Annotated in this window: 23 protein-coding genes and 2 tRNA genes; 10 read left to right on the top strand and 15 right to left on the bottom strand. The window is 63.2% G+C overall.

Annotated elements, in window-relative coordinates; genetic code table 11:
* Positions 1 to 15: 15 nt before the first annotated feature.
* Genes IZV00_RS04070 through IZV00_RS04080 form a run of 3 tightly spaced genes read left to right on the top strand, consistent with a single transcriptional unit; the run spans position 16 to position 2,152 of the window.
* Entirely contained in the window at positions 16 to 507 is a 492-nt protein-coding gene (locus IZV00_RS04070) for a 2'-5' RNA ligase family protein (RefSeq protein WP_196225894.1), read from the top strand.
* A 57-nt stretch (positions 508 to 564) separates the two neighbouring features.
* Complete coding sequence (gene hemB, locus IZV00_RS04075) at positions 565 to 1,560, top strand: porphobilinogen synthase (protein WP_196225895.1); 996 nt, start codon at positions 565 to 567, stop codon at positions 1,558 to 1,560.
* Positions 1,561 to 1,564: 4 nt separating this feature from the next.
* Positions 1,565 to 2,152: a gamma carbonic anhydrase family protein gene (locus IZV00_RS04080; RefSeq protein ID WP_196225896.1), complete on the top strand. Its 588-nt coding sequence runs from the start codon at positions 1,565 to 1,567 to the stop codon at positions 2,150 to 2,152.
* Positions 2,153 to 2,273: 121 nt separating this feature from the next.
* Here IZV00_RS04080 and IZV00_RS04085 read toward each other — a convergent pair whose 3' ends face one another.
* The 5 genes from IZV00_RS04085 to zwf form a co-directional block, all read right to left on the bottom strand.
* Positions 2,274 to 2,786 carry a hypothetical protein gene (locus IZV00_RS04085; protein WP_196225897.1) on the bottom strand — a complete coding sequence of 171 codons (513 nt, stop codon included), beginning with the start codon at positions 2,784 to 2,786 and terminating at the stop codon, positions 2,274 to 2,276.
* Positions 2,787 to 2,839: 53 nt separating this feature from the next.
* Complete coding sequence (gene eda / locus IZV00_RS04090) at positions 2,840 to 3,457, bottom strand: bifunctional 4-hydroxy-2-oxoglutarate aldolase/2-dehydro-3-deoxy-phosphogluconate aldolase (RefSeq protein WP_196225898.1); 618 nt, start codon at positions 3,455 to 3,457, stop codon at positions 2,840 to 2,842.
* The gene (gene glk, locus IZV00_RS04095) at positions 3,457 to 4,431 is read right to left on the bottom strand and encodes a glucokinase (protein WP_329604485.1); all 975 of its coding nucleotides are present in this window, start codon (positions 4,429 to 4,431) and stop codon (positions 3,457 to 3,459) included. The genes eda and glk overlap by 1 nt, the downstream gene beginning before the upstream one ends.
* A 99-nt stretch (positions 4,432 to 4,530) precedes the next feature.
* Entirely contained in the window at positions 4,531 to 6,357 is a 1,827-nt protein-coding gene (edd, locus tag IZV00_RS04100) for a phosphogluconate dehydratase (protein ID WP_196225900.1), read from the bottom strand.
* On the bottom strand, positions 6,350 to 7,804 hold the full coding sequence (zwf, locus tag IZV00_RS04105; RefSeq protein ID WP_196225901.1) for a glucose-6-phosphate dehydrogenase: 1,455 nt from the start codon (positions 7,802 to 7,804) through the stop codon (positions 6,350 to 6,352). The genes edd and zwf overlap by 8 nt, the downstream gene beginning before the upstream one ends.
* Positions 7,805 to 8,001: 197 nt before the next feature.
* Here zwf and IZV00_RS04110 point away from each other — a divergent pair.
* Positions 8,002 to 8,086, top strand: a tRNA-Leu gene (locus tag IZV00_RS04110).
* 453 nt (positions 8,087 to 8,539) lie between these two features.
* Here IZV00_RS04110 and IZV00_RS04115 read toward each other — a convergent pair.
* The 5 genes from IZV00_RS04115 to IZV00_RS04135 all read right to left on the bottom strand — a co-directional run bounded on the left by IZV00_RS04115 (position 8,540) and on the right by IZV00_RS04135 (position 15,134).
* The gene (locus IZV00_RS04115; RefSeq protein ID WP_196225902.1) at positions 8,540 to 9,679 is read right to left on the bottom strand and encodes an aminotransferase class I/II-fold pyridoxal phosphate-dependent enzyme; all 1,140 of its coding nucleotides are present in this window, start codon (positions 9,677 to 9,679) and stop codon (positions 8,540 to 8,542) included.
* A gap of 7 nt (positions 9,680 to 9,686) precedes the next feature.
* Positions 9,687 to 10,376, bottom strand: a complete 690-nt coding sequence (gene pgl / locus IZV00_RS04120) for a 6-phosphogluconolactonase (RefSeq protein WP_196225903.1) — start codon at positions 10,374 to 10,376, stop codon at positions 9,687 to 9,689.
* Complete coding sequence (gene galE, locus IZV00_RS04125) at positions 10,366 to 11,382, bottom strand: UDP-glucose 4-epimerase GalE (protein ID WP_196225904.1); 1,017 nt, start codon at positions 11,380 to 11,382, stop codon at positions 10,366 to 10,368. Before galE ends, pgl begins: the two co-directional genes overlap by 11 nt.
* 239 nt (positions 11,383 to 11,621) lie before the next feature.
* Entirely contained in the window at positions 11,622 to 13,799 is a 2,178-nt protein-coding gene (locus IZV00_RS04130; protein WP_196225905.1) for a 3-hydroxyacyl-CoA dehydrogenase NAD-binding domain-containing protein, read from the bottom strand.
* A gap of 126 nt (positions 13,800 to 13,925) precedes the next feature.
* Positions 13,926 to 15,134, bottom strand: a complete 1,209-nt coding sequence (locus IZV00_RS04135; RefSeq protein WP_196225906.1) for an acetyl-CoA C-acetyltransferase — start codon at positions 15,132 to 15,134, stop codon at positions 13,926 to 13,928.
* A 149-nt stretch (positions 15,135 to 15,283) separates the two neighbouring features.
* Between IZV00_RS04135 and IZV00_RS04140 the strand changes: the two genes are divergently transcribed.
* Positions 15,284 to 16,945: an MFS transporter gene (locus IZV00_RS04140; RefSeq protein ID WP_196225907.1), complete on the top strand. Its 1,662-nt coding sequence runs from the start codon at positions 15,284 to 15,286 to the stop codon at positions 16,943 to 16,945.
* Between the two features lie 4 nt (positions 16,946 to 16,949).
* Here the strand turns inward: IZV00_RS04140 and IZV00_RS04145 are convergent, their stop codons facing one another.
* Complete coding sequence (locus IZV00_RS04145) at positions 16,950 to 17,531, bottom strand: nucleotidyltransferase family protein (RefSeq protein WP_196225908.1); 582 nt, start codon at positions 17,529 to 17,531, stop codon at positions 16,950 to 16,952.
* A 193-nt stretch (positions 17,532 to 17,724) separates the two neighbouring features.
* On the opposite strand from IZV00_RS04145, the gene folE reads away from it, so the two are divergent.
* Genes folE through IZV00_RS04160 form a run of 3 tightly spaced genes read left to right on the top strand, consistent with a single transcriptional unit; the run spans position 17,725 to position 19,996 of the window.
* Positions 17,725 to 18,333 carry a GTP cyclohydrolase I FolE gene (gene folE / locus IZV00_RS04150; RefSeq protein WP_196225909.1) on the top strand — a complete coding sequence of 203 codons (609 nt, stop codon included), beginning with the start codon at positions 17,725 to 17,727 and terminating at the stop codon, positions 18,331 to 18,333.
* Positions 18,330 to 19,166, top strand: a complete 837-nt coding sequence (locus tag IZV00_RS04155) for an SDR family oxidoreductase (RefSeq protein WP_196225910.1) — start codon at positions 18,330 to 18,332, stop codon at positions 19,164 to 19,166. Before folE ends, IZV00_RS04155 begins: the two co-directional genes overlap by 4 nt.
* A 53-nt stretch (positions 19,167 to 19,219) precedes the next feature.
* Positions 19,220 to 19,996 (top strand): enoyl-CoA hydratase-related protein, encoded by a 777-nt coding sequence (locus IZV00_RS04160; protein WP_196225911.1) that lies wholly within the window; start codon positions 19,220 to 19,222, stop codon positions 19,994 to 19,996.
* Positions 19,997 to 20,880: 884 nt separating this feature from the next.
* Here IZV00_RS04160 and IZV00_RS04165 read toward each other — a convergent pair.
* From IZV00_RS04165 to IZV00_RS04180, 4 genes are all read right to left on the bottom strand, one after another.
* Positions 20,881 to 20,956, bottom strand: a tRNA-Thr gene (locus tag IZV00_RS04165).
* 30 nt (positions 20,957 to 20,986) lie between these two features.
* A complete protein-coding gene (locus IZV00_RS04170) occupies positions 20,987 to 21,847 on the bottom strand; it encodes a hypothetical protein (protein ID WP_196225912.1) in 861 nt (286 codons plus the stop codon).
* Positions 21,844 to 23,166, bottom strand: a complete 1,323-nt coding sequence (locus IZV00_RS04175) for a replication-associated recombination protein A (RefSeq protein ID WP_196225913.1) — start codon at positions 23,164 to 23,166, stop codon at positions 21,844 to 21,846. The genes IZV00_RS04170 and IZV00_RS04175 overlap by 4 nt, the downstream gene beginning before the upstream one ends.
* A gap of 27 nt (positions 23,167 to 23,193) precedes the next feature.
* Positions 23,194 to 24,372, bottom strand: a complete 1,179-nt coding sequence (locus IZV00_RS04180) for a glycosyltransferase family 4 protein (RefSeq protein WP_196226499.1) — start codon at positions 24,370 to 24,372, stop codon at positions 23,194 to 23,196.
* A 120-nt stretch (positions 24,373 to 24,492) separates the two neighbouring features.
* On the opposite strand from IZV00_RS04180, the gene IZV00_RS04185 reads away from it, so the two are divergent.
* Both IZV00_RS04185 and IZV00_RS04190 read left to right on the top strand, forming a co-directional pair.
* The gene (locus IZV00_RS04185) at positions 24,493 to 24,711 is read left to right on the top strand and encodes a DUF2945 domain-containing protein (protein ID WP_196225914.1); all 219 of its coding nucleotides are present in this window, start codon (positions 24,493 to 24,495) and stop codon (positions 24,709 to 24,711) included.
* 42 nt (positions 24,712 to 24,753) lie between these two features.
* On the top strand, positions 24,754 to 25,404 hold the full coding sequence (locus IZV00_RS04190; RefSeq protein WP_196225915.1) for an MOSC domain-containing protein: 651 nt from the start codon (positions 24,754 to 24,756) through the stop codon (positions 25,402 to 25,404).
* The last annotated feature ends 49 nt before the right edge of the window (positions 25,405 to 25,453 follow it).

Here is a 25,453-nt window from a genome sequence, read left to right on the forward strand (position 1 = left end):
CTATTAACGGCGCTTATGGGAGCGGAGGACTTCGCCTGGGCGGATGGGCTGCGCCGCGCCCATTTCCCGCCGGAGCGCAATAAGGTGCCCGCGCATATTTCGCTGTTCCATCATCTGCCGCCGACCCTGCTGCCGGAACTGAGCGACAGGATGAAAGGGCTGTGTGCCGGGGCACCGCCGCTCGCGATGATAACCGGCGTCATGTTGCTCGGCCGGGGCGTCGCGTTCGACGTGCGCAGTGACGGCCTGCTCGCTATCCGGGACGAACTGGCCGAAGCTTTTCGCGGCTTGCTCACCCCGCAGGATCAAGCGCGTGCCCGCCTGCACATCACTGTCCAGAACAAGGTGGAGCCTTCGGTCGCTCGCGCACTTGCCGATCAGCTGAAGGCAGAGTTTCGTCCCCGCCCGCTCCGCATCGTGGGTCTAGCCGCCTGGCATTATCGTGACGGTGGATCGTGGGACCTCGCCAAGAAAGTCAGCTTTCGCTCTGCCCGCATTCTAACATAGCTTTGGAAGGGACAGCGGAACCTTGATCGGGCGGTCCGGGCAGCCTAAACCCCGCCGATGACCCACGCTTCTTATCCGGCGCTCCGCCTGCGCCGCACCCGCGCCGCCGCCTGGACTCGCGCGCTGCACGCCGAAAATCGCCTGCACCCCAGCGACCTCATCTGGCCGCTCTTTGTGACCGAAGGGCAGGGGGTGGAAGAGCCGATCGCGTCTCTTCCCGGCGTCTCGCGCTGGTCGGTCGATGGCATGGTGGCCCGTGCGCGGGAAGCCCGCGACGCTGGCATTCCCTGCCTCGCGCTGTTCCCTAACACGCAGGCTGATCGCCGCAGCGATGACGGGGAGGAAGCGCTTAACCCCGACAACCTCATGTGCCGCGCCATCCGCGCGATCAAGGATGCGGTGCCGGAAATCGGCATCCTGACCGACGTCGCGCTCGATCCCTATACCGCCCATGGCCAGGACGGCCTGCTCGATGAGCAAGGCTATGTGATCAACGACGCCACCATCGATGTGCTGATCGGCCAGTCCCTCAACCAGGCAGCGGCGGGCGCGGACATCATCGCGCCCAGCGACATGATGGACGGCCGCGTCGGCGCGATCCGCGAGGCGCTGGAGGAAGAAGGCCACGCCAATGTCCAGATCATGGCCTATGCCGCCAAATATGCGAGCGCCTTTTACGGCCCGTTCCGCGACGCGGTCGGCTCCAGCGGCCTGCTGAAGGGCGACAAGAAAAGCTATCAGATGGACCCTGCCAACAGCGAGGAAGCCTTGCGCGAAGTCGCGCTCGACCTCGCCGAAGGTGCGGACAGCGTCATGGTGAAGCCGGGCCTGCCCTATCTCGACATCATCGCGCGAGTGAAGGACCGGTTCGAGGTGCCCGTATTTGCCTATCAGGTGTCCGGCGAATATGCGATGATCGAAGCCGCCGTCGCAGCGGGAGTAGGGGATCGCGACGCGCTGGTGCTGGAAACGCTGCTCGCGTTCAAACGCGCCGGTTGTTCGGGTGTCCTCACCTACCACGCGCTCCACGCCGCGCGGCTGCTGGGAGCCTGACATCATGCCCGATCATCCGCGCGCCGCCCATCTCGATCATCCGGGCGCAACCATCCTGACCTTTGGCGGCAAGACCCCTGTCATCCACCCCAGCGCCTTCATCGCGCCTGGTGCGCGCATCATTGGCGATGTGGAGATCGGCCCGGACAGCAGCATCTGGTATAATTGCGTCGTACGCGGCGACGTCAACGCCATCCGCATCGGCGCGCGCACGAATATTCAGGACGGCAGCGTCATCCACTGCGACGGCCCCGATCCCGCCAAGCCGGACGGCTGGCCCACGATCATCGGCGATGATGTTCTGATCGGCCATATGGCGATGATCCACGGTTGCGGACTCAAGGACCGGGCGTTCGTCGGCCTCGGCGCGGTGGTGATGAACGGCTGCGTGATCGAAAGCGACGCGATGCTGGCCGCCGGAGCGCTGCTATCGCCAAACCGCACAGTTCCGCACCGCCAGCTCTGGACCGGCCGCCCGGCCAAATATGTGCGCGACTTGAGCGATGAAGCGCTGATCGACATGCGCGAAGGCGTTGACCGCTATGTCCACAATGCAAAGGCGCACAAGGGCGCATTGAAGTCTGACGGCTGAACCACATACTTCCATCCGTTCGCCCTGAGCTCGTCGAAGGGCTCTATTTCTTTAGAAGGAAAGGGGCCTCGACAAGCTCAGCCCGAACGGAGACCTAACGTTCGCATATTCCCAAAAAAGCTCAAGGCTGAGCCAACCGCCCCTTCACTGCATCGATCCGGTCATTCTGAGCATCCACGATCGCCAGCGCCACCTTGCGCGCCGCATCGATCTGCTCCACCCCACCTTTGGCTTGGTCCTCCGCCAGCGCATTGCTGCGCTCGACATAAAGCGTGTCGAGGCTAGCCAGCGCCGAAACGCTATCGTTCCTCGCCGCCTCCAGCGCACTGATCGCAAGCTGCGCCGTGACCCAGGACTCGCTGGACACCGCCGCGCCCGAAGCAGCCCGCGTTGCCCGATCCGCGCCGGGCCATGCCTTATCGAACGCCGCATTGCCCGCCTGTGCCTGCGCCGCAAGTCGGTCAACCTGCGCCAGCAACGCCGGATCAGCCGCGATCGGTGCCGGAGGAGCCGGAGCTTCTCCCACTGGCGCATTCTCCATCGCCCGCTTGGCGAGTGAAGGATAGCCCGTCAGCGTCCCGGCACAGCCAGAAAGGAAAAGGGCGATGGAAGGGAGCAGCCGACGCAGGATCATGGCGCTGATCTAGGGCGGGAAATCCCGCCGCGCAATGGCGTCAGCGCGAAACGTCAGCGCGGCAGCGCCGCCGCCTCACGTGCCAAAGCCTCGATCTTCGCGGCATCGGCCGGCCCCTTGGGCACGACCCAGCTTCCGCCGACGCACTTCACAAAGGGTTCGGCCAGCCATTTGGGCGCGCTTTCCGCCGTAATGCCGCCCGTCGGGCAAAAGCGCGCGACATGCAGGGGCGCGGCCAGTGCCTTCAAAGCGGGCAGCCCGCCTGAAGTCTCCGCCGGGAAAAATTTGAAATGGGTAAGGCCCAGGTCCAGTCCGCGCATGATGTCGCCCGCCGTGGCCGTTCCGGGAAGAAACGGCACCCGTGCCGCGACCGCCGCCTTGCCCAGCGGTTCAGTGAGGCCGGGGCTAACGATGAACCGTGCGCCTGCCTCCATCGCCGCGTCCAGCTGCGATGGGTTCAACACGGTGCCAGCGCCGACCACCGCACCCTCCACCTTCGCCATCTCGCGGATCACGTCCAGCGCAGCGGGCGTGCGCAGCGTGACTTCCAGCGCAGGCAGGCCGCCCTTCACCAACGCTTGCGCGATGGGCAGCGCGTCCTCCACCCGATCCACCACCAGCACCGGGATGACCGGCGCCAGCTCCATGACCTGTTCAACGCTGAGCGACATTATTTCTTCTCCCGAAAGGCGGCGGCCGCCCCGTAAAGTCCAATCTCTTCATGCACCGCCAGCCGGATCGGCACCGTCGCCATCAGGCTTTCGAACCGCCCCTTGGCGATGAAGCGTCGATGAAAGCCGCTCTGTGGCAGCAAGCCGCGCATCCGCTGCGTCAGTCCGCCTGCCAGCACGACCGCGTTCGGCCCCTGCGCCAGCGCCAGGTCGCCCACGACCGATCCATAGCAAAGGCACAAGCGATCGAACGCCGCACGGGCGAACTCGTCCGTGCCGTCAATGGCTGCCTGCCACAATTCGGCGTCTTCCATCAGGATGACGCGGTCATGACCGATGGTTGCCATTGCTTTGTAGATATTGTTGAGGCCCGGCCCTGACACAATCCGCTCGGTCGACACGCGCAGGAACTTGTCGCGCAGATAGGCGAGGATCTTTTCCTCCATCGTGTCGAGCGGTGCGAAGTCGATATGCCCGCCTTCGGTCGCGATTACGTGCGGCTCGCCATCGTCGAATGCGATCATCGCGACGCCCAGGCCTGTGCCCGGACCCACCACAGTCACGCCGCCGTCGCGGGGGAATGGCCGGTCCTGCCCGAACAGCAGCGGCAGATTGTCGTCCGGCAGGCGCGCGACGGCATGCGCCACCGCTTCGAAATCATTGACCAGCCGCATCTGCTTCAGGCCCAGTTCCTCGTCCAGCGTGTCGGGCCGGATCATCCAGCTGCTATTGGTCAGCTTGATAACATCGCGCCCGATCGCGGTGGCGAAGGCGATCGATGCCGCCTTGGGCAGATTGCCGCCTTCATCATGCGCGAAAGCGGCCCAACAGGCTTGCAGGCTGGGAAAGTCAGCGACCTTGTATTTCCGCACCTTGCCCAACGTGGGCACGTTCCGCGCGCTCAGTTTGGCGCGTGCAAAGCGGGCGTTGGTTCCGCCAATGTCGGCGGCGATGATGTCGGTCATTCTGGGCATCCCATTTATTCTACGTCATGCCAGCGAACGCTGGCATCTCGGGCGAGAGGGCACGGCCCAGCCTCACGAGATCCCAGCTTGCGCTGGGATGACGGCTAGTCAAAGTTCACTTTCCATTGCCGCCAGCACCGGCGAAGCGCCCTGTTCCGCCAGATCGCTATGATGGCGGAACAGCGCAAACAGCTCACGGCCCGTGTCATAGGGCGGGGGCGGCGGGACGGGCATGTCCCGCGCTTCCCACTCCGCCGCGTCGACCAGCGCTTCGATTATGCCCTTGTCGGCGCACACCCGCACCATGTCGCCATCGCGCAGCTTGGCGATCGGCCCGCCGCCCAAAGCTTCAGGCGACAGGTGAATAGCAGCAGGCACCTTCCCCGAAGCCCCCGACATGCGCCCGTCCGTCAGCAGCGCCACGCGAAACCCGCGATCCTGCAAAACGCCCAGCGCCGGGGTCAGCTTGTGCAATTCCGGCATCCCGTTCGCGCGCGGTCCCTGGAATCGGACCACGACTACAACGTCGCGTTCCAACTCACCCGCCTTGAAGGCGCGCAGCACATCATCCTGATCGTGGAATACGGCCGCCGGAGCCTCGATGGTCCAGCGTTCCTTCTCGACCGCGCTCACTTTCATGACGCAGCGGCCCAGATTGCCCGCCAGCAGGCGCATGCCGCCATCAGGGCTGAACGCACTGGATACCGGCCGCAGGATGGCGTCATCGCGCGATACCGGAACGTCGCGCCATTGCAGCGCTTCATCCTCCAGCACCGGCTCCTTGCCATAATCGGTCAGGTCGGCCCGAGCGACCGTCATGATGTCCCGGTGTAGCAGGCCGTTGTCCAGCAGTTCGCGGATGACGAAAGACATGCCGCCAGCCATGTGGAAATTATTCACATCGCCCGCGCCATTGGGATAGACCCGCGCCAGCAGCGGCACCACGTCGGAAATCTCCGCAAAGTCAGTCCAATCGACGCTGATCCCTGCCGCCCGCGCTATCGCTGGCACATGGATCGCATGGTTGGTCGATCCACCGGTAGCCATCAGGCCGATGATCGCGTTGACGATCGCCTTCTCATCGATGCAAAGGCCGAGCGGCCGATAATCATCGCCGTCCCAGCCGATGCTCGCCAACCGATGCACCGCCGCCCGCGTCAGTTCGCTGCGCAGCTTCGTGCCCGGATTGACGAAGGACGCGCAGGGCATGTGCAGCCCCATCACTTCCATCATCATCTGGTTGCTGTTGGCCGTGCCGTAGAATGTGCAGGTCCCCGCGCCATGATAGCTGGCGCTTTCCGATTCCAGCAGCTCATCCTTGCCGACCTTGCCCTCAGTATAAAGCTGGCGGATGCGCACCTTTTCCTTGTTGGCGAGGCCCGATGGCATCGGCCCTGCGGGAATCAGGATCGTCGGCAGATGCCCGAAACGCAGCGCCCCGATCAGCAGTCCCGGCACGATCTTGTCGCATATGCCCAGCAGCGCCGCGCCCTCGAACATCGCATGGCTCAGCGCGATCGCGGTCGCCAGCGCGATCGTGTCGCGGGAAAAGAGCGACAGGTCCATGCCCGCCTGTCCCTGCGTCACGCCGTCGCACATGGCGGGCACGCCGCCCGCTACCTGCGCCGTCGCCCCGACCTCGCGCGCCGCGATCTTGATCGCTTCGGGATAGCGGCCATAGGGCTGATGCGCGGACAGCATGTCGTTATAGGCAGTGACGATGCCGATATTCATGGCGCTGCCCGTGCGGATCACCGGCTTGTCCTCGCCGCTCGCGGCAAAGCCATGCGCCAAATTGCCGCAGGACAGTTGCGCGCGATTGGTCCCGGCGTCGCGGCCCCGCTCGATCAGGTCCAGATATTGGCGGCGGCGCGGCGCGCTCCGCTTCACGATGCGTTCGGTGACCTTGGCGATCACCGGATGAAGGTCAGTCATGCCAGCTGGCTCCGTCTCGTTCTATCAGGGCAATGGCCGAAGACGGCCCCCAGTTCCCCGAAGCATAGGGCGATGGTTTCACCCCCGCTTCCTGCCAGCCGTCGATGATGGAATCGATCCATGTCCATTGCGCCTCGACCTCGTCCCGGCGCACGAACAAAGTCTGGTCGCCTGCCAGCAGATCCAGGATCAACCGTTCATAGGCAATCCGCCGCCGCTGCCCGGCAAAGGCGGCGGTCAGCGACACGTCCAACGTCACCTCCTCCAGATGGACGTCGCGCTCCAGCCCCGGCCTTTTGCTCATGATCAACAGGCGGATATATTCGTCGGGCTGAAGCCGGATGATAAGGGTATTGGGTTCCAGTCCACCGGCGCGGCCAAATATGGAATGGCGCACCGGCTTGAACTGGATCTGGATTTCCGATTGCCGGGTCGGCATCCGCTTGCCCGTGCGCAGGTAGAAGGGCACGCCCTGCCAGCGCCAATTGTCGATATGGGCTTTTAGCGCCACGAAGGTTTCCGTGTCGGAAGGCTTGCCCAGTTCGTCGGAATATCCGGTGACGATCTCGCCACCGACCGCGCCCGGCGTATATTGCCCGCGCACACTGTTGGCCTTCACCGACTCCGCCGTCATGGGCCGCAGCGACCGCAGCACCTTCACCTTTTCATCGCGCACGGCGGTCGGGTCCATACGGGCAGGAGGCTCCATCGCGATGATCGACAGGATTTGCAGCACATGGTTCTGCACCATGTCACGCAGCGCGCCGACGCCGTCATAATAGGACACCCGGCCTTCCAGCCCCACCGTCTCGCCCACCGTGATCTGCACATGGTCGATCGCCGTGGCGTTCCACAACGGCTCGAACATCACATTGCCAAAACGCAGGGCGAGCAGGTTCTGCACCGTCTCCTTGCCCAGATAATGGTCGACCCGGAAAATCTGGCTTTCGTCGAACAGCGCGCCGATGCCGTTATTCACCTCCTTTGAGGAGGCGAGGTCCTTGCCGATCGGCTTTTCCATCGCGATCCGCGTCGTCGGCGTGATGAGGCCCGCGTCCGCCAGCCCCTGCGCCGTGGGCGCGAAAAGGGAAGGGGGCGTCGACAGATAGACCGACAGCCCGCGCTCCGCGCGTCCGTCTAGCCGCTTCGCCAGCTTCTTGAATTGCTCCGGCTTCCCCGCCTCGACCGGCTGATAAGCGATCATCGCTTTCAGCCGCGCCGCGACTTCCGCATCATAGCGATCGGCGCCGACGAACTTTCGCAGCGCCTTGTCGATGTCGGCGCGAAACGCCTCGTCATCCATCTCCGTGCGGCCCGACGCCACGATCATGAAGTCGTCGGGCAGCAGCCCGTCGCTAAGCAGATTGTAGAGGGACGGAAAAATCATGCGGTGCGCCAGATCGCCGGTGGCACCGAAAAGCAGGAACGTGGCAGACGGATCGGTCAAAGGATGCCCTTTTCCGTTGGGAGGAATTTTTCAGGTCTGCACGAAACGGTCCTATAGCGGTCCGGTTTCGTTACGCAAGCAGGCTATCGGCGCGCAGTCGCCCCTGCAACCGCCGGGTAGCCTTATCGTGCACCCCGGCTGATTTTTGTCTGGACGCTGGCAACTGATTTTGCCATTTGGCGCGAGCAGCCATGCACGCGGGCGTGGTGAAACTGGTAGACGCGCCGGACTCAAAATCCGGTTCCGAAAGGAGTGTCGGTTCGATTCCGACCGCCCGCACCATCTTTGTTTGCGCGATGCCGCCCCCCAACCCATCGCGCGGGTTCGACTTCGCTCCGCTCAGCCGGACCATCCCCCATCGAGAAAAAGAAAGACCCGGCAGCACGAAGCCGCCGGGCCAAGGGGGACTTTTACCAGGTAAAAGCCTCGGGTCGCGGGGCTTCCCTAGCGTAAAAAGATGACAACTCTAGTTAATCGGCCGGAGTTCGGTTCATAATGGATCAAACACCCATGTCCGGCCCGCGCAGCGAGATTCTGTATCGCGCAGAGCCCGCAGAGGCGCAGAGTAGTATTTGCGTTCCTGCTCTTTCTTTCTCTGCGCCTCTGCGAGCTCTGCGCGAAAAATATTCATGCGGAGCCGCATGGATGTCGTGAAGGGGCAGCGGGATCATGGCTACTCCAGCGCACTTCCATCTGACGCGCCAAGGGACTCCAACAATCCTCCCGTGGAAAAAACTAAACCCGCCGCCGCTGCGCCGCAAACCACGGCACCAACCGCCGGATTGCTTCCTCCACCCGATCCGTAGAAACGGCAAAGCTGATGCGGATATGCCGGTGCCCATCCACCGGATCAAAATCAACCCCCGGCGCCGTCGCTACGCCGGTCTCCTCCAGCAGCTTCCGGCAAAAAGCCAAGCTGTCATCCGTCAAATGCCCGACATCGGCATAGATGTAGAAGGCCCCATCGGGCGGCGCGATTTCCTTGAGGCCGAGCGCGGGCAGCGCCGCCAGCAGCAACTCCCGATTCCGCCGATAATTCGCGACATGCCCCTCAAGCTCGTCGAAGCAGTCGAACGCCTTCAACCCCGCATGCTGGGCGAGGGAAGGGGGTGTCAGGAACAAATTCCCCATCCGCGCCCGCGCCGCTTCGACCAGCGCTGGCGGAAACACCACCCAGCCAAGCCGCCACCCGGCCATCGAGAAATATTTCGAAAAGCTGTTCACGACTACCGTATCCGGCGCGAACTCCAGCATCGAATGCGCCGCCTCGCCATAGGAGAGGCCGTGATAAATCTCGTCCGACACGATCCTGATCCCGCGCCGCGCACAAACCTCCGCGATTCGCGCCATCTCGTCGGCAGGGATGATCGTGCCGGTGGGATTTGCCGGACTCGCGATGATCACCCCATCGGGCGCGGGCTCTATCGCCTCCAGAGCCGCCGCACTGATCTGGTATCGCTCGGCAGGCCCGCAGTCGACCTCGACCGGCTTCAGATACATTGCCCGCATCGTATTGCGATAAGCCACATAGCCCGGCCGCGCCGTCGCCACCCGCGCGCCCGGCGCGAACAGGCAACTGAGCGCCAGCACCAAGCCGGGCGAGGCCCCACAGGTCAGCAATATCTGCTCCGCCGCCACCGCAACGCCATATCGTTCCCGGTACAGCAACGCGATCCGCTCCTTTAGAGCCGGGCTTTCCCAATAGCCCATCGGATCACTGTCCAGCACCCGATGCGCCTCGGCAATCGCAGCAGCAGGCGCGCCGGTCGAAGGCTGGCCGAACTCCATATGCAGGATCGACCGCCCCTCGGCCTCCAGCCGGTGCGCCTCCACCCCAATGGCGATGGCGTGAAAAGGATCGATCTGCGCAATCATGCGCGCCTCACTCCGAAATCCAGACCTCGACCGACACGCCATGCTGGCACAGCGCCACCCGGATCGGCAGTTCCTCGATCGGCCCGCCCGCCAGCGCCCGGTCATAAATCGCCTTCTTCGCCGCCCCGCCGATCTGCAAGAAGATATGCCGGCTCTTCAGGATGGCCTTCGCGCTCAAGGACATGCGCTGATGCGGCGCGGCAGGCGGCGTCACGGCCAGCGTCAGCGCGCTCGCAGCCAGCCCCTCCGCCAGCTCCTTCGCCTCCGGGAACAGCGAAGCCGTATGCCCATCCTCGCCCATCCCCAGCAGCACGATGTCGAGCGGCCAGGGCAGATCCGCCAGCGCCGCCTCACACGCCGCCTGTCCGGCATAGGCATCCGCCGCGTCATTCTTCATGCCAACGAACCGCGCCTTCGCCGCTGCGCCCTGCAACAGCGTCTCGCGAACCAGCCGTTCATTGCTGTCCGCATGATCGGGCGCCACCCATCGCTCATCGACCAGCGTCACGACGACCTTGTCCCACTCCAGCGCCGCCGCCGAAAGCGCCTCCAGCACCGGCCGGGGAGACCGTCCGCCAGAGAGGGCAATGGTCGCCACGCCCCGCGCCTCAATGGCGTCGTTCAATACGACCGTGATCCGCCGCGCCATGTCGGCCGCCGCCAGACCCCCATCAACGAAAAGATGCTCAGTGGGCATCGCGATTGCCCCTTATGTCCGTCAGTTTGCGCTCCCACGCCAGCGCATGCGTGACGATCTGATCCAGATCGGCATAGCGCGGCTGCCACGGAAATTCCGCCATGATCGCCCGATTGTCGGAGATCAGCGAGTCCGGATCGCCCGCGCGCCGCCCCTCCATCCGCCGTTCGATCTTGATGTTCGTCACCCGATCGATCGCATCCAACACTTCCAGCACCGAAAAACCGCGCCCATAGCCGCAATTGAGCAGATAATTCTGTTCGGGCTTCGCCATCAGCGCGTCCAACGCCAGCACATGCGCCGCCGCCAGATCGGTGACATGGATATAGTCGCGGACACCCGTCCCATCCGGCGTATCGAAATCCGTCCCGAACACCGACACAAACTCCCGCTTGCCCAGCGCCGCCTCAACCGCCACCTTGATAAGGTGCGTCGCGCCAGCCGTCGACTGACCCGTCCGCCCCTGCGGATCGGCGCCCGCGACGTTGAAATATCGCAGCGCGCAGAAGTTCATCGCATGTGCCGCGCTGACATCACGCAGCATATATTCGGTCATCAGCTTGGACATGCCATAGGGATTGATCGGCCGCTGCGGCGTCGTTTCCTTGACCGGGCTTTCTTCTGGAATCCCATAGGTCGCGGCGGTGGAGGAAAAGATGAAATGCGGCACGCCGACCGTCACAGCGCTCTCGATCAGGTCACGGGTCTTCGCGCTGTTATTGTGATAATATTTGAGCGGGTTCTCGACGGATTCCGGCACCACGACGGAGCCTGCGAAATGCATGATCGCCTTGACGTCATGATCGCGCAGCGCCTTCTGCACCAGTGGCTGATCGGCAATGTCGCCTTCTACGAAGGCCACATCGTCCGGCACCGCCCAACGAAAACCCGTTACCAGATTGTCGATCACGACGACGCCATAACCTGCGTCGCGCAGCGCCAGCACTGCATGGCTGCCAATATACCCGGCACCACCCGTGACCAGAACCGTCGGCTTTTCGCTCATAAAAGGCATGTCTCCCGAAAATGTCGGGCGAGACCTAACCCACTGTCCGAACGATTAACAGCCTTCCGTGTTGCGCTGCGAGATCATCTGGACGAACGCCGCGACCGGGGGCACGGCTTACCCCCACCCAACCCCCGTTCGGGCTGAGCCTGTCGAAGGACTTTTCTTCTTAGTAGGAGAAGGCTTCGACAGGCTCAGCCCGAACGGGGGAGAGGAACCTAAACCATCAGCTTCAGCCCTCAAGCCGCCGCAGCCTTCACCCCCGCATCATAGAAAGTCGCCCCGCTAGCCGCCATGTCCTGCAACTGCACGGTCGGCGCAAAGCGATCCCCATGCCGCGCCGCCAGCCGCTCCAGCACGGCCACCACATGGCCGATCCCGACCGTATCCATGTGGGAAAACGGCCCACCCGTCCAAGGCGCAAAGCCCCAGCCGAATATCGCGCCGAGGTCGCCGTCCTCCACTGTCTCCAGCACGCCTTCCTCATAGCAGCGGGCGCATTCAACCAACTGCCGATAAAGCAGCCGTTCCTTCACTTCCTCCACATCAGGCTGCACCGCCGCGCGCGGGAACATGTCATCCAACCCAGCCCACAGATGCTTCTTGCCGCCCTCAGGATAATCATACCAGCCCTTCGCGCTCTTGCGGCCCAGCCGCCCCATCTCGACCATGCGCGCCATTACTGCATCGGACGGCTGCGCCACATAAGCGTCCCCCAATTCCTTCTGAGCCGCGACGACGATCTTGTGGCCAAGCTCGATGGACACCTCGTCGCCGACTGCCAAAGGCCCGACCGGCATGCCCAGCTGCCGCCCGGCATTTTCAATGAGCGCCGGGTTGATCCCCTCGGCCACCATCTCCACGCCTTCCTGCACATAGGTGCCGAAACAGCGCGAGGTATAGAAGCCGCGCGAGTCATTGACGACGATCGGCGTCTTCTTGATCTGGCTGACGAAATCCAGCGCCTTGGCGATGGCCGCCGGGCCGGTTTCCTTACCCAGGATGATCTCGACCAGCGGCATTTTCTCGACCGGCGAAAAGAAATGGATGCCGATGAAATTGGCGGGCTTGCTCCACGCCTTGGCCAGCTTGGTGATCGGCAGGGTCGATGTGTTGGATCCGAAGATCACATCAGGCCCTAAAACCTCCTCGACCTTCTTCGTGACCTCGGCCTTGATCGCCACATCTTCGAACACCGCCTCAATGACGAAGTCAGCTCCGGCAAGCGCCGCATAGTCAGTCGTCGGCGTCACGCGCGCTAGCGTCTCGGCCATCTTCTCGGGCGTCATGCCACGGCCCAGGCGCTTCTTCAGCACGTCCTCGACATGCGCCTTGCCCTTTTCCGCATAGGCCAGGTCCCGATCGAACAGCATCACCTCAAGGCCCGCCTGCGCCGCCACCGTCGCAATCCCCGCGCCCATCATGCCCGCGCCCAGCATGGCGAGCTTCTTCGTCGGCGCCTTGGGCTGATCCTTCGGCCGTCGCGCGCCGCGTTCGGCGGCATTCTTGTTCACGAACAGGCTTCGGATCATGTTCGCCGCCTGCGGCTCGGCCGCGACCTTGGCGAAATATTTGCTCTCGACCCGGATCGCCCGGTCGAAGGGCAGCAGAGCGCCTTCATAAACCGCCGACAACAAAGCGACCGGCGCATTCATGTTGCGCTGCGTCTGCTTCAATGTCATCGGCACCGCGCCGACCATCGTCTGCACGAAGCCGGGGTTGAAAGCCCCCGCGCCACCGGGGAACTTGAAGCCCTTTACATCCCACGGCTGCGCGCTGGCAGACGGATTCGCCTTAACCCACGCCTTCGCCTTAGCGACCGCCGTGCCCTGTGGCACGACTTCATCGACCGCCTTCAGCATCGCCGCTTCGGCTGGCCGCAACAGTTTGCCCTGCAACATATACATCAGCGCTGCCTGCACCCCGATCAGGCGCGGCAAACGCTGCGATCCGCCACCGCCAGGAAAAAGGCCGATCAGGATTTCAGGCAGGCCAAGCTGCGTCTTGGGACTGTCGCCCACCACGCGCCGATGGCACGCCAGCGCCAGCTCGAACCCGCCACCGACGCAAGTCCCCTCGATCGCGCACGCAACCGGCTTACCGCATGTCTCCAGCCTCCGGAACAGCTGGTTCAATACGAACAGCTTGTCGAAAATCTCGGCCGGGGCAGGGCGCTTGCCCGCGCCGCTTGCCAGCATCGATCCGAAATATTTCAGGTCCATGCCCGCCATGAACCCGCTGTCCTTGCCCGAAGCAATGACCGCGCCCTTGATCGCATCCTCCGACCCGATCCGCGTGATCGCTTCATCCAGATCGGTCAGGAAGTCGGGGCCGATGACATTCATCGACTGGCCGGGCACGTCGATGGTCAGCGTAGCGATACCGTCCGCATCGATGTCAAAATTGATGGTCTGCATAATTGGCTCCCTAAAGCCTCTCCCCTTTAAGGGAGGGGTTGGGGTGGGGGTGTCCGCGCTATCCTTGCGCCTGGACCTGCCCACCCCCTAACCCCCTCCCGCAAGCGGGAGGGGGAACAATCTCGCTCAAACCCGCTCGATAATAATTCCAGTCCCCATCCCCGCACCGACGCACAGGTTCACCAGCGCCGTGCCCTTGCCAGACCGCTCCAGTTCATCCAGCGCCGTGCCCAACACCATCGCGCCCGTCGCACCCAGCGGGTGGCCCATGGCAATCGCACCGCCATTCACGTTGATCTTGTCATGGTCGAGGTCCATCGCCTGCATGTAGCGCAGCACCACGCTCGCAAAGGCCTCGTTCAGCTCCCACAGGTCGATGTCATGGCTGCTCATCCCCGCCCGATTGAGCAGTTTCCCCGCCACGAACTCAGGCCCTGTCAGCATGATCAACGGTTCAGAGCCGATCGACGCCATCGCCTTGATCCGGGCGCGGGGTTTCAGGCCGTATTTCTCGCCCATCTCCTTGTTGCCGACCAGCACCGCCGCCGCACCATCGACGATGCCGCTGCTGTTGCCCGCATGATGGACATGGTTGACCCGCTCCAACTCGGGATATTTGAGCAGCGCGATTGCGTCGAAGCCCGGCATCTCCTCGCCCAGCGCCGCAAAGCTCGGTTTCAGCGCGGCGAGCGACTGCATCGTCGCGTCGGGCCGCATATGCTCGTCATGGTCCAGCGCGACTTGGCCGATCACATCACGCACAGGAATGATCGATTTGGCAAACCGCCCTTCGTCCCACGCCGCCTTCGCCCGCCGCTGGCTTTCCACCGCATAAGCGTCGGCGTCGTCGCGGCTAATGCCGAACTTGGTCGCGATCACGTCAGCGCCAATGCCCTGTGGCGCGAAATAGGTTTTGTAGGCGACCGCCGGGTCCATCGCGATCGCGCCGCCGTCCGACGACATCGGCACCCGGCTCATCGATTCAACACCGCCGCCGATCGCCAGGCCCGCTTCCCCCGCATAGACCTTCGCCGCCGCCATGTTCACCGCCTCCAGTCCCGACGCGCAGAAGCGGTTGATCTGCACCCCCGGCACGGTCTGCGCATAATCGGCGTTCAGCACGGCGGCGCGGGCGATGTCACCGCCTTGCTCACCGATCGGCGTGACGCAGCCAAGGATCACATCGTCCACGTCCGCCGTGTCGATGGCATTGCGGTCCCGCACCGCCTGCAACACCTGCGTCGCCAGCTGGATAGGGGTGATTTCATGCAACGACCCGTCCGGCTTGCCCCGGCCTCGGGGCGTCCTCACGGCATCGTAGATAAAGGCTTCCATTGCTCTGTCATTCCTCTCCGCTTGGCGTCCGGCGCGCCGCAAATGTATTTACGTTTACGTAAAGTGCAAGTCTATTCGCTTTAACATTGAACTGCTTTCCTACCTTCCGCGTTTGACGCTCCAATCGTTTTCGGGTTCATGCATTTTTCGTGTCAGAGGCAGATTCTCCTCCAGCGCCATCGCCCTTCGCCATCCCCATCTTCCGCGCGGTATGGTTCGCCAGCCTCGCGTCCAACTTCGGCGGGTTGATCCAATCGGTCGGCGCGGCGTGGATAATGACCTCGCTGTCTGGCTCCCCCATGCTCGTCGCACTGGTGCCCGCATCGACCACCTTGCCGATCATGCTGCTCTCCCTTTGGGCAGGCGCGGTCGCGGATAATCTCGACCGTCGCCTTGTCATGCTCGCCTGCCAGCTGTCGATGCTGCTGGTGTCCGCATCGCTCGCGCTATTCGCTTGGGCAGGGCTACTCACGCCTTGGTCGCTGCTCGCCTTCACCTTTCTCGTCGGCTGCGCCACCGCCATCAACGGCCCGGCGTGGCAAGCATCGGTCGGCGACATGGTCCCGCGTTCCCAGCTGCCCAGCGCCGTCGCGCTCAACAGCATGGGCTTCAACCTTGCGCGCAGTGTCGGTCCCGCACTCGGCGGCATCATCGTCGCAGCCGCAGGCGCAGCCGCCGCCTTCCTCACCAATGCGCTAAGCTACATCGCCCTGACCATAGTGCTCCTCCGCTGGCAGCCCGAACGCGGGCCGAAACTCCTGCCGCGCGAACGCCTCGGCCTCGCGATGAGGGCAGGCGCGCGCTATGTCGCCATGTCGCCCAAGATCCAGCTCGTCCTCCTGCGCGCAGGAGCTTTCGGCATCGGAGCGAGCGCGGTGTCCGCCCTCATGCCTCTGGTGGCGCGGGACCTGTTGAATGGCGACGCCCTTACCTTCGGCATCCTGAGCGGGGCGTTCGGCATCGGCGCAGTCCTGGGCGCGCTCTCGTCAGGCAGGCTCCGCCGCCGCTTCGCGATCGAAACCATCGTTCGCACGGCCGCCCTTGCGCTGGCAATAGGCACCGCGATCACGGCTTCCACCGGCTGGCTGCTTGTGACCATAGCAGGGCTCCTGCTCTGCGGCGCAGGCTGGGTTATCGCGCTGTCGACCTTCAACGTCTCGGTCCAGATGTCGGCCCCCCGATGGGTGCTGGCGCGCGCCGTCGCCCTTTACCAGATGACGGCGTTTGGCGGCATGGCACTGGGCGCCTGGCTGTTCGGCTGGCTGGCGGAACATATGGGCGTGGTGACGTCACTCCACGTCGCCGCCGGGGTGCAGTTCGCGGCGGCGATGGTCGGCCTTTTCCTGCCGCTATCCCAGACCGGCGATGAAAATCTCGACCTTCTGAACCGCTGGCAGGAACCGCAAACCTCGGTGCCCATCGAGCCACGCAGCGGGCCGGTTGTCATCACCATCGAATATCGCATCCCGGCAGGCTCCGTCGTGCCGTTCCTCACCGCGATGAGCGAGCGCCGCCGCATTCGCCGGCGCGACGGCGCGCATGGCTGGTCTCTGCTCAGGGACCTTGCCGACCCCGAATTATGGGTCGAGCGTTATCATGTCTCCACCTGGCTGGACTATGTCCGCCACAACAGCCGCCGGACCATGGCCGATACCGCCAATTCCGACGCTCTTGCAGCGTTGCACAGCGGACCTCATCCGCCAGTCGTTCACCGCATGCTGGAAAGGCAGACCGGCTCGCTGCCGATCGGCAGGATGCCCGATGTGCGGGAGATGGACGACCCGATGACCGACCCGACCCGGTCGAGCTGAACGGCTATCCCTGCGGCAGGTCGTCCGGCGTGTCGATATCGACCAACGAACTGCTCATCGCTTCGATTTGAAGCCCTCGGCTTAACAATGCCCTAGCGCCCTGATCACCGCGCAGGGTCAGCAACTCGGGAAAATGCTTTCGTCCGATGAAGGCGGGCGGCGAGGAAGAAAAGCCGTCCGTACTCGCCACCACCGACCGCACATCCTCCGCCGCCAGGCATATCCGGTTATAATGCGACTGCGGGACGTACGGCATGTCGGCAAGGCAGATGAGAATGCCCCGACATTGCCTGATCGGCATGACATGGCTCACGGCCAGCACGATACTGCTCGCCAGCCCCTCTTCAGGCTTGTCATTGACCAATATGCTGTAACCACGCCTCTCCAGTTTCCGATGGATATCGGGAGCATCGGCGATGGGCCGCGTCACCGCCACCAGTTCTGCGAAGGCGAGGGAGGCAACGGCCTCCAGCGTATGGGCAACGACCGGCTTGCCATTGAGGTCAGCCATTAACTTGTCCGCCTCGCCAAAGCGCGACGACGTCCCCGCGGCCAGCAACACGGCTGCGATACGTTCAGTCCGCACGCCTCAGCCTTGATGCCATGGGTGGGGGAAGGGCGACGGGACGGCCATGCTTATCGGATCGGCTTCTTGTGATGCGCGTTGATGTGCCACCCGGCATGACCCCTGTCCATAGTCCCGGTAAAGGGGGCTGGCGTTCCGCAAACATAGCCGCCATATGCGCCCTGAACAAAGATAATGAGGAGTAGTGCCATCCATGGACTATGATCCCGATGCCGAGGCTGTAGGCGAAGCGATTAAGGAAGTTGTACCCGCGAAAGTGGCGGAGGCGATCCGCACTTTGATCCGCTGGTCCGGCGACAATCCTGAACGCGAGGGGTTGCTGGAAACCCCCGAACGCGTCGCGCGTGCGTGGCGGGAATATTGCCGTGGTTATGGCGACGATCCGGCTTTTCATCTGTCGCGCATCTTCCATGAAGTGGGCGGCTATGACGACATCGTGCTGCTGAAGGACATTCCGTTCCAGTCGCATTGCGAACATCATATGGCGCCGATCATCGGCCGCGCGCACATCGCCTATCTGCCCGGCAAATATGTGGTCGGCATTTCCAAGCTGGCGCGCGTGCTGCACGCTTTCGCAAACCGCCTTCAGGTTCAGGAACGGCTGACAGCTGAAGTTGCGAACTGCATCTGGGAACATCTAAAGCCCCAGGGCGTGGCCGTGGTGATCGAGGCGACGCACGGTTGCATGACCGGGCGGGGCGTTCGTACGCCCAATGTCCTGATGAAGACCAGCCGCATGCTCGGCGTATTCCGCGAGGACGAAAAAAGTCGCGAGGAAGTGCTGAAGCTCATCGAATCGTGAACGACAAGGAAACACCCGCATACCGCCCGCTCGGCGGCGCGCGCGGGCAGGCCGAAGGACCGCTTCCGCTGGCGAACAAGCGGTTGGCGCTTATCACCGGCGGCCACAGGCGGCTGGGTGGCGTCATTGCCGCCGGGTTCGCACGCGTCGGCTATTCCCTCGCTATTCACGGCAGCCATGACACGCGGTTGGACTCGGCGCTTGCCCTGACCCTCGATGAAAATGGCACCGAATGGGACGGCTTTACCGCCGATTTCTCTGATCCTGAAAGCGCCGAGGAACTGGTTGCCAAGGTCGCCGAACGTTTCGGCCGTCCGCCCGATATATTGGTGAATAGCGCCGCGATCTTCGGTCAGGACCGGCTGGATAATGTCTCCGCCGACGATCTCATGCGGCATTATGCCGTCAATTGCGCCGCGCCCGCGTTGCTCACAAAATCCTTCGCAACCATCCCGGCCGGGGTGGCGGATCGGTGCATCATCAATATCCTTGATCAGCGGATCGATCATCCGCACGCCGATCAGCTGGCCTATACCTTGTCGAAGTCGGCGCTGGCGGGGCTGACCCGCCTTTCCGCCGCCAGCCTCGCTCCACATATCCGGGTCAACGCAGTCGCGCCCGGCCTCACCATCGCAACGCCCGATTATGATGAAGCGCAGATGGAACGGCTCCAATCGGCCATGCCGCTCGGCCGCTTGCCGTTGGCGGAGCAGATTGCGGAGGCGGTCCTCTATCTGGCGCAGGCGAGCGCCGTCACCGGGCAGACGCTTTATGTTGACGGTGGCGCGCATATGCGCAGCTACGACCGCGACTTCATGCATATGGGACGGTGATCGGCGGTGGCTCTTGCTGCCCCGCTGCACCGCAGATTTGAAGGAAGATGACGATGAGCTTCGAAACGATTTTGGTCGAACAGCGCGAAGCGGTGACGCTGGTCACGCTGAACCGTCCGCAGGCGCTGAACGCGCTCAACACGCAGGTGTTGGCGGATCTCAGCGCCGCTTTCGCGGCCTATGACGCTGATCCTTCGCAACTGTGCCTGGTCCTGACCGGCAGCGAAAAGGCCTTCGCCGCAGGCGCCGACATCAAGGAAATGGTCAGCAAGGAAGCCGCAGACTTCTTCCTGGAGGACTTCTTCTCCGGCTGGCAAAAACATGTGGTGGCGACGCGCAAACCGTGGATCGCCGCTGTCGCGGGCTTTGCGCTGGGCGGCGGCTGTGAACTGGCCATGATGGCCGACTTCATCATCGCTGCCGATACCGCCAAATTCGGTCAGCCGGAAATCAAGCTTGGCGTCGCGCCGGGCATGGGCGGGTCGCAGCGCCTGACCAAGGCGGTCGGCAAGGCGAAGGCGATGGAAATGTGCCTCACCGGCCGCATGATGGGCGCGGAAGAAGCCGAGCGTACGGGCCTGGTGTCACGCATCGTACCGGCGGCGGAGCTGGTGGATGACGCGCTCAAGACCGCTGCGGCCATTGCTTCCATGCCGCCCATGGCGACCATGGTGAACAAGGAGATGGTGAACCTCGCCTTCGAAACCATGCTGGGTCAGGGGCTGCTTACCGAAAGGCGTCTGTTCCAGCTGCTCACCGCCACGGAAGACCGGGTAGAGGGCATGACCGCCTTCGTCGAGAAGCGCCCGGGCGTGTGGAAGGGCCGCTGACCGGCGCGAAAAAAATATCCACACTTATCCACAGCTTTAGACAGGGACTGTCGCTGAACCGTCAGATTCCGCTTTGAACGACTCACATTTGGTGAGACCTTCGACCTATCGAAACGGAAGAAGAAACGGAGAAATCCGGATCATCAAATCGGCGATCATATCAAAGATTTGACTGACGTTTCGGTCATCAGGCTGAAATTGGAACTGCAAGGTTCGAATGGAAACTGATGGTCTTCTAAAGACCGGTCATGCACGCGCGAAAGCGAACGTCGGACGTGGAATTTTGAAGACGGCTGCGGAATATGGCGAATAGCCGGACAGCCGGAGCAGACACGATGCCAAACCTTCGCGGTAGAAGCATCGCGCGCCGAGTCCGATGATCGCATCCTGAAAGGGAAGCGGATCCGGGACACGACGGAAGTGGGGACCGACAGCAATGTCGGCCCCCATTTTGCTTTTGGGCTGCCTGCGCCGTTTCCCATTATCCTAAAGTCTATGTCTCTTTATTGCCAATCCATCGGCGCGGCTCTTCTGTACTCTATGAGGAGGATAGAGAAGGATCGCATCATGGATGACCAGCTGAATTCGTCGGTAACGGAGGACAGACGCAATTTTCTGAAGACCTGCGGCCGGTTCGCGGCAACGGTCCCGCCTGCCATGACCATCCTTTTATCCACTTCGCTAAGCTCCGAAGCAATCGCCGCATCCAGTGGCGGTGGGGGCGGAGGAGACCGAGGCCCCAGGGACAGCGGCCCCAAACCCGGCCCCGATTCCACGCCGAAATATGGCTCACTCGACACTGGGATAAAGACGGTGGAAGTGCCACGGGATAAACCGCGCACGTAGGTCTCACCGATCTGTAGAAGCCCGTCCTGCAAGAGCGATGGTGCCGGCTAGAGGGTTCGAACCCCTGACCCCCTGATTACAAATCAGGTGCTCTACCAACTGAGCTAAGCCGGCACGTCGTTTGGACGGAAAAGCGCCTTACTATCAGATGACACCGAACGTCCAGCCCTCCGTTGCGGCAATATGCGGATTGAGCGCGGGTGGGGTCCAGAGGCTCGGCCTTGGCGCGACGTTGCGCATCCATGCGGCGGTCACGATCGCGTCCGCGCCATGATCATCCGGCGGCAATCCCTCATAGGGCTGAGAGCCGAGCGTGGATAGCGCATCGTCCAAAGCGCCCAGGTCCCGCATCTTCGTCCGCCCCTTGGGCCGCCCCGCCGCCCGCGCCGCGATGCTGGTATAAATCTCCACCACCAGCGACCCGTCGCGTGGTGCCGGGTCGAATGGCCAGACGGGAACTTGATCCCGCACATGATGGAGCAGGCGCATCCCCGCAAAGCTCGCCTTCGCCACCTGCGCCGCGCCGATCGCGTCGTAGACGGTGGACGGCTTGCCCCCGCCGCCCGCATTATAATGGGCTTCGCACACCCGGTTGTGCATGAAGTCGGCTTTCACTCCGTCCGCCTTGCCGAAGTAGAAATGGCGGCGGTGCGTGACGTGTAGCAGGCTTCCCGCGCCCAGATCGGGATCATCGCAGACACTATCGACATAGGCCCAGAATTCAGGCCCCGTCACTGGCACCTCATCGCCCGGCAGATACGCCTCCCGCGCCACAAAGGGCGGCGCAAAGCTGAAATCGAAACCGAACAGCGTCGGCGCCTCCGCAGCCGCGGCGATCAACCACTCCGCCACCGCCGCGCGGGACCAAAAGCCGCCGTCTTTCGGATGGATAAGCCGGGGCACGGCGTCACCACGCTCGCACAGCGCCACCGCTATCCCCTTATGCCGCACACCCTTCGCGCCTGACCAGTCGATCGCAGCATAGCGGGCGAAGCGCGGCGTCATTCGCCTCCGCCGCGCTCGGCCCGCAGCTTGTCCCAATAGGCCATGCGCTCGGCTATCCGCGCCTCAAACCCGCGATCGGTCGGCGCGAAGAAGGTCTGCGGCTCCATCTCCTCGGGCCAGTAATTGTCGCCGGAAAAGCCCTCAGCGCTGTTATGATCATATTGATAGCCCTTGCCATAGCCGATGGTCTTCATCAGCTGGGTAGGGGCGTTCAGGATATTCTTCGGCGGCATCAGCGACCCGGTATCCCGCGCCGACTTCCACGCCGCCTTCATCGCCGCATAGGCCGCATTCGATTTCGGAGCCGTCGCGCAATAGAGGCACGCCTGCACGATCGCGAGTTCTCCCTCCGGACTTCCCAAAAAGTCATAGCTGTCCTTGGCCGCAAGGCACTGCACCAATGCCTGAGGGTCCGCCAAGCCAATATCCTCGCTCGCGAACCGCACCAGCCGCCGCAGCACATAAAGCGGCTGCTCCCCCGCCGTCAGCATCCGCGCCAGATAATAGAGCGCCGCCTGCGGGTCCGATCCGCGCAGCGCCTTGTGCAGCGCCGAGATCAGGTTGTAATGCCCCTCCCGATCCTTGTCATAGACCGCCATGCGCCGATGCAGCAGCGCGGACAGCCCAGCCGGATCAAGCGGCTCCCCAATATCGATCGAATACAACGTCTCGACCTGATTGAGCAGGAACCGCCCATCGCCATCCGCACTCGCCAGCAACGCGTCCCGTGCGGCCGCCGTTAGCGGCAAAGGTCGCTGCGTGATCCCCTCCGCCCGCTCCAGCAACAGCTCCAGCGCGGCCGCATCCAGCCGATGCAGGATCAGCACCTGCGCTCGCGACATCAACGCCGCGTTCAATTCGAAACTGGGATTCTCCGTGGTCGCCCCCACCAGCGTCACGGTCCCATCCTCGACAAAGGGCAGGAAACTGTCCTGCTGCGCCCGGTTGAAGCGGTGGATCTCGTCCACGAACAACAAAGTCTTGTCCCCGCGCCGCGCATGCTCCTTAGCCGCCGCAAAGACCTTCTTGAGGTCGGCCACGCCCGAAAACACTGCGGAGATCGGCTCGAACCGCATATCCACCGCGTCGGCCAGCAGCCGCGCGATCGTCGTCTTGCCCGTACCCGGAGGTCCCCACAGGATGATGGACGAAAGCCGCCCAGCCGCCACCATTCGCCCGATCGCGCCTTCCGGCCCGGTCAGATGCTCCTGCCCCACGACATCGGCCAAAGTACGCGGCCGCAGGCGGTCGGCCAGCGGCGCATTCTCCCCGGCGTCACCGGGCTCGTTCACGGCATCGGAAGCAAAAAGATCAGCCATTACCCCGATATAGGGAAAGTGCGCGATTTAAGGAACCGGGCTGGAGGGCAACCGCGCGCCCTGCATCCGCTGGCGGATCACCCGGACATAGGTATCGACCAGCGCCTGGTTCACCTGATCCCACCCATATCGCTCCGCCTCCGCCATCGCGGCTGCCCCGGCATCGGCCCGCGCGTCGGGATTTGTGCAATAGCTCGCCAACGCATCGGCAAAGGCCCCGATCGCCCCCGGACGGATCAGGCGGCCAGTAACGCCCTCGGTAACCAGGCTTTCGCTACCCGTCGCCCGCGCCGCCACCGTGGGAAGGGCGCAAGCCATCGCCTCCAGCGTCACATTGCCGAACGTCTCGGTGATCGATGGATTGAACAGCATGTCCATGCTGGCGACCGCCCGGCCAAGCTCATCACCCTTCTGAAACCCGGTGAAAACAGCGTCCGGCAGCCGGTTCTGGAACCACTCCCGCGCCGGGCCTTCGCCGATGATCAGCACCTTGTGCCGCACATGACGCATCTTCAGCTGGTCGATCGCATCGGAAAAGACGTCCAGCCCCTTTTCCATCACCAGACGACCGATGAATCCGATCACCGGCTCATCATTTTCGATCCCCAGCGATTGCCGCCACGCCATGTCGCGACGTCCCGGATTGAAGATGTCCCGGTCAATCCCCCGCGTCCAGATGCCGACATCATAGCTCATGCGCTGTTCGCGCAGCAGCTGCGCCATGGACTCCGAAGGAGCGACGATAGCATCGCAACGCCGATAAAATCGCCGCAGCATCGATTCGATCACAGGTTCCAGAAAGGCCAGCCCATAATAGCGCGGATAGGTCTCAAATCGCGTATGGACCGAGGCCACCGCCGGAAGCCCGCTGTTCCTCGCCCATGTCACCGCCCGGTGCCCCAATGGATCAGGACTCGATACATGCACCAGATTGGGCCGAAACCGCTTCAGGTCGCGCCGGACATGCCCCGACATGCGATAGGGTACGCGATATTCCTTCCGCCCCGGTATCGCCAGGGAAGGCGCGCTCACCAGATCGCCGGTCGGCTCGAACGCGGGTGTCGCAACGGTCGGCGAATAGATGCGCACGGCCGCACCCTGACGCAGCAAATAGCCCACAAAGCGGTTGAGCGCCTGGTTCGCGCCATCACGCACATAATTGTAATTGCCGCTGAAGAGCGCGACGCGAAGGCCAGTAACGTCCATCCGCCGCGCCTTAACCCAGCCAAACGAAAAACCCAAGGGAACCGCATCCGCAACCGGGATTTTTGTCGTCATCACCATATCGAACCGCCGCAATGCTGTCGCGGCAGGAGAAGGATTAAGATGTCCGAAGCTTTCCGCAGGGGTATGCGCGTCAAGTGGAATTGGGGGCAGGGCGTAGGCCGTGGGCGCGTGGCCGAACGGTTCGACCGCCATGTTGAAAAGACGATCGAGGGCGCGCTGATCCGCCGCAATGGAACGGCAAAGAACCCCGCCTATCTCGTCCAGACCGACAGCGGCAGTGAAGTATTGAAACTGGCGTCGGAACTAAGCCGCGCCTGACCCCCTCTCGCCAATTTTCCGCGCCGCTGCCATAGGGGCGGAATGGCTGAACATCTTACCATCGAGGCATTGCTGACCGGCACGCCCATGCCCTTCCGCGACGGTGACTATAGCGCCATCGCGAAACGGCCTATGGACGGCGTCGTCCGGATCGGATGGCAGGGGTTTGAAGGGGATGCTGTCGCCGACCCTGTCCACCATGGGGGTTGGGATAAGGCAATCCACCTCTACCCACAGGATCATTACAGCTGGTGGCGCGAACGAAAGCCCGACCACCCACTGCTTCAGTCCCCCGGCGCTTTCGGCGAAAACATTGCCTCGCTGGGCATGACGGAGGAGGAAATCTGCCTCGGCGACCGCTTCTCCCTCGGCAGCGCGCTGGTAGAGGTCAGCCATGGACGCCAACCCTGCTGGAAGCTCGACCACCGCTTCGGTTCACGCGACATATTGGCCACCATCGTGAAGACCGGCCGCGCGGGCCTCTATTTCCGCGTATTGCGCGAAGGGGAGGCGGAAGCGAAAGGGCGCATGGAACTACTCGACCGTCCTTTGCCTGAATGGCCCATAGCGCGCGTCTTTCGCCTGCTGATCGGCGGGCGGCACAAGGTTGAACCGGAAGCCGTCCGGGCACTGGCAAATATGCCCGTCCTGGCCGAGGTCTGGCGCGATCGAGCCCGCAATCTGGTTGAGTAGTGTTTCACATCCGTACGCCACTTTAACGCGTCACGCCGGACTTGTTCCG

This window comes from Sphingobium sp. Cam5-1 (genome assembly GCF_015693305.1).
Lineage (GTDB): Bacteria > Pseudomonadota > Alphaproteobacteria > Sphingomonadales > Sphingomonadaceae > Sphingobium.

Coding starts and splice junctions, on each gene's coding strand:
- IZV00_RS04070 (WP_196225894.1), top strand. CDS start 16: ATGGGAGCGGAGGACTTCGCCTGGGCGGATGGGCTGCGCCGCGCCCAT.
- hemB (WP_196225895.1), top strand. CDS start 565: ATGACCCACGCTTCTTATCCGGCGCTCCGCCTGCGCCGCACCCGCGCC.
- IZV00_RS04080 (WP_196225896.1), top strand. CDS start 1,565: ATGCCCGATCATCCGCGCGCCGCCCATCTCGATCATCCGGGCGCAACC.
- IZV00_RS04085 (WP_196225897.1), bottom strand. CDS start 2,786: ATGATCCTGCGTCGGCTGCTCCCTTCCATCGCCCTTTTCCTTTCTGGC.
- eda (WP_196225898.1), bottom strand. CDS start 3,457: ATGTCGCTCAGCGTTGAACAGGTCATGGAGCTGGCGCCGGTCATCCCG.
- glk (WP_329604485.1), bottom strand. CDS start 4,431: ATGCCCAGAATGACCGACATCATCGCCGCCGACATTGGCGGAACCAAC.
- edd (WP_196225900.1), bottom strand. CDS start 6,357: ATGACTGACCTTCATCCGGTGATCGCCAAGGTCACCGAACGCATCGTG.
- IZV00_RS04115 (WP_196225902.1), bottom strand. CDS start 9,679: ATGATTGCGCAGATCGATCCTTTTCACGCCATCGCCATTGGGGTGGAG.
- pgl (WP_196225903.1), bottom strand. CDS start 10,376: ATGCCCACTGAGCATCTTTTCGTTGATGGGGGTCTGGCGGCGGCCGAC.
- galE (WP_196225904.1), bottom strand. CDS start 11,382: ATGAGCGAAAAGCCGACGGTTCTGGTCACGGGTGGTGCCGGGTATATT.
- IZV00_RS04130 (WP_196225905.1), bottom strand. CDS start 13,799: ATGCAGACCATCAATTTTGACATCGATGCGGACGGTATCGCTACGCTG.
- IZV00_RS04135 (WP_196225906.1), bottom strand. CDS start 15,134: ATGGAAGCCTTTATCTACGATGCCGTGAGGACGCCCCGAGGCCGGGGC.
- folE (WP_196225909.1), top strand. CDS start 17,725: ATGGACTATGATCCCGATGCCGAGGCTGTAGGCGAAGCGATTAAGGAA.
- IZV00_RS04160 (WP_196225911.1), top strand. CDS start 19,220: ATGAGCTTCGAAACGATTTTGGTCGAACAGCGCGAAGCGGTGACGCTG.
- IZV00_RS04170 (WP_196225912.1), bottom strand. CDS start 21,847: ATGACGCCGCGCTTCGCCCGCTATGCTGCGATCGACTGGTCAGGCGCG.
- IZV00_RS04175 (WP_196225913.1), bottom strand. CDS start 23,166: ATGGCTGATCTTTTTGCTTCCGATGCCGTGAACGAGCCCGGTGACGCC.
- IZV00_RS04180 (WP_196226499.1), bottom strand. CDS start 24,372: ATGGACGTTACTGGCCTTCGCGTCGCGCTCTTCAGCGGCAATTACAAT.
- IZV00_RS04185 (WP_196225914.1), top strand. CDS start 24,493: ATGTCCGAAGCTTTCCGCAGGGGTATGCGCGTCAAGTGGAATTGGGGG.
- IZV00_RS04190 (WP_196225915.1), top strand. CDS start 24,754: ATGGCTGAACATCTTACCATCGAGGCATTGCTGACCGGCACGCCCATG.